The sequence below is a fragment of the Protofrankia sp. CiP1_Cm_nod4 genome (assembly GCF_982290645.1).
This window is the reverse complement of sequence record NZ_CEVIVC010000102.1, coordinates 5,147-7,838: the sequence shown is the minus strand read 5'-3', so window position 1 is coordinate 7,838 and position 2,692 is coordinate 5,147. Positions and strand designations below refer to the sequence as shown.

Below are 2,692 nucleotides of genomic sequence, written 5' to 3'. Positions count from 1 at the left end.
GGCCCGGGCCCGGTTCGGTCAGGTCCTCGACGATCCGCTGACCGAGGCGGGTCACCAGATGGCGGACGGCGGAGGCGAGACCACCGGGCAGCCAGCCCAGGCTCAGCGCCAGGATGCCCACGGCCAGGGTGGCCGAGCCGGCCGGCGCGAGGGTGTCGATGGTGACGATGAAGCCGGCCGCGACCACCGCGCCCGCGGCGCTGTCGGCGCCGAACACGACGACGGCGGTGAACCAGAGCAGGCTGTTGAGCGGGGAGAAGGTCTCCGCGTCGAACGAGGCGTAGCTGAGCATCAGCAGGGCGCCGCCCAGCCCGGCCACGGCGGCGGAGACGGTGAAGGACAGCAGCTTGAGGTTGCGCACGTCCACGCCCACCGCCGCCGCGCCCTCGGGGTGGTCACGCACGGCCAGCAGCGCCCGGCCGAGACGCCCCTCGTGCAGGTTGCGCACGACGAGCAGGCCCAGCCCCAGACAGACCAGCTCCACCACGTAGAACCAGCGGTCGGACAGGATGTGCCCGGCGATGGACAGCGGCGCGACGTGCAGCCCCGAGACGAACGTCTGCTGCTGGAAGACGAAGCGGGACATCACCGCCCCGACCGCGAACGTGGTGAGGGCGAGCGCCAGCCCGCGCCGCCGGATGGCGGGGTAGCCGGTGAGCAGGCCCACCGGGGCGACCAGCAGCGCCCCGACCAGCAGGGCGACAAGGCCCGGCAGCGCGGGCAGCCCGAACAGGTCGCCGCCGGCGAGCTTGGCGGACAGCAGCGCGCCGAGCCCGGCGTAGCCGGCGACGCCGAGGGAGATCTGCCCGCTGTAACCGGTGACGATCACCAGGGACAGGAAGATCAGGGCCAGCGCCGGCACGGTGAACGCGTCGCGCAGGTTGATGGGCGCGAAGGTGAGCGGGGCCGCCAGCAGCACGGCGCCGGCAAGCTTGCCGAGGACGTCCCGGCGCTGCTCGGTGAGGCTCGCCCGGTACGTCTGCGGCGCGCCGCGGCTGGAGAACCGGCCGGTGGAGCCCGCGTCCCCGCCGAGCTCGCGCAGCCGGGGGAGGACCAGCAGCAGCACCAGCAGCGCGGCCACGAACAGGTTGGACTGCACGGCCAGATACAGGGCGCTGAACTCGCCCGTCACCTGGAACTGGCTCAGCTCGCTCTGCAGGATGCCGATGGCCAGGGCGGTCAGCACCGCGCCCGGCAGGCTGGCCAGCCGGGCGGCCACGACCACCGCGAACGTCTCCAGCACCAGCAGGGTGAGCCCATACGGGGTGAGCTGCAGGCGAGGCGCGAGCAGGATGCCGGTGAAGCCGGCGAGGGTGGTGCCGACGGCCCAGCCGGCCGCGGCCACCCGGTCGGCCGGGATGGCGGACAGCTCGGCGAGCCGGCGGTCGTCGACGACGGCCCGTACCTGCCGGCCGAAACGGGTGCGGGCCGTGATCAGGCCGAGGGCCACGCACACGGCGACGACCAGGGCCAGCTCGGCGAGCGCGTCGACACCGATGCGGCTGCCCCCGGGCAGCTGGACCGTCCGCTCCGGGAACAGGTTCGGCACGTCGTTACGGGACCCCAGGCCCCAGATCCCGGCTGTCATCCCGACGGTGAGCACGAGCACGCCCAGGCTCGCCACCAGCGACTCGGCGGCGGACGCGCGCCGGCGGGCCAGCGGGCGGAAGACGAACCGTTCGAGCACGACGCCGATCAGCGGCGAGACGACCGCGAGGGAGAGCAGCGCCGCGGCCGCGACCGGCAGCCGCCAGTCGACGACCATCGCGCGGAAGACGTAGGCCACCAGGGCCGCGATGCCGCCCTGGGCGATGTTGAGGACACCGTTGGTCCGGTAGGTCACGAGCAGGCCGATGCCGGAGAGCGCGGCGATCGCCCCGATGGAGACCCCGGCGAATGCCAGATCGACGCTTCTCATCCGGCCCGCCCCCACGGCGCGGCAGCAACGCGATTCTGCCGTTTCCGGCCCGTCTGCCGTTCCCGGCCTGCCGGCAGCCCAGGGATGCGGGCCGCCGGCAACACGCCAGGAGCAGCCTCAGGAGCCGCGCCAGGACTCCAGCCGCGCTGTCGCCGGCCCCGGGGCGGCCCGGGGAGCGTGGCCGGGCCGCGCCCGGCGCGGCGGGCTCGTCTCACGCGGCAGGCTTTGGTTCGCAGATCGTGCAGGGTGTCAGGCCGCGGGCGGCGATCTGAGCGGAGTCCACCGGCTGCGCCGGCTTGCTGGCGATCATTTCGCAGGTACGGCGGTGGTAGGTCCGGCCGGCGGGCACGGCGAACAGGCCGCCGTCGTCCTGGCCGCCGGCCGCCGGATCCGCCACCGTCGTGGGGGTGGCGGGCGCCGGCGCGGAGGCCGCGGCGACGATCAGCCTGTGCAGATCATCGACCTGGCGGTCGAGCCGTCCCCGGGCCTTGGCGGCGGCGTCGATCTGGTCGGCCACCAGCAGCGCGCTGCCGAGGAAGACGAGCGCGAGCCCGCCGAGCCCACCGGAGACGAAATAGGGGAGCTGGCGACCGGGGTCGGTCTCCGCGGACACACCGAGATAACAGCCGAACAGCAGAACACCGCCGGTGACGGCTATGAGCCAGCCGCGTACAGCACGTAGTATGCCGACGACCACTCGAGGTGTCGGCCGGGGGTGCTGACCACCCGCAGGCTGTGTGTCCACCCTGTGTCTCTCCCCCAAAGGCGCTGCGG

Annotated in this window: 2 protein-coding genes; both read right to left on the bottom strand. The window is 73.9% G+C overall.

Annotation, left to right across the window (positions count from 1 at the left end):
* Window positions 1-1,918: ABC transporter permease (locus tag AC5LSR_RS17485; protein WP_493468688.1), on the bottom strand; the 1,918-nt coding region annotated here is incomplete at its 3' end.
* A 211-nt stretch (window positions 1,919-2,129) separates the two neighbouring features.
* Window positions 2,130-2,663, bottom strand: a complete 534-nt coding sequence (locus AC5LSR_RS17480) for a hypothetical protein (protein ID WP_250290347.1) — start codon at window positions 2,661-2,663, stop codon at window positions 2,130-2,132.
* Window positions 2,664-2,692: the final 29 nt, after the last annotated feature.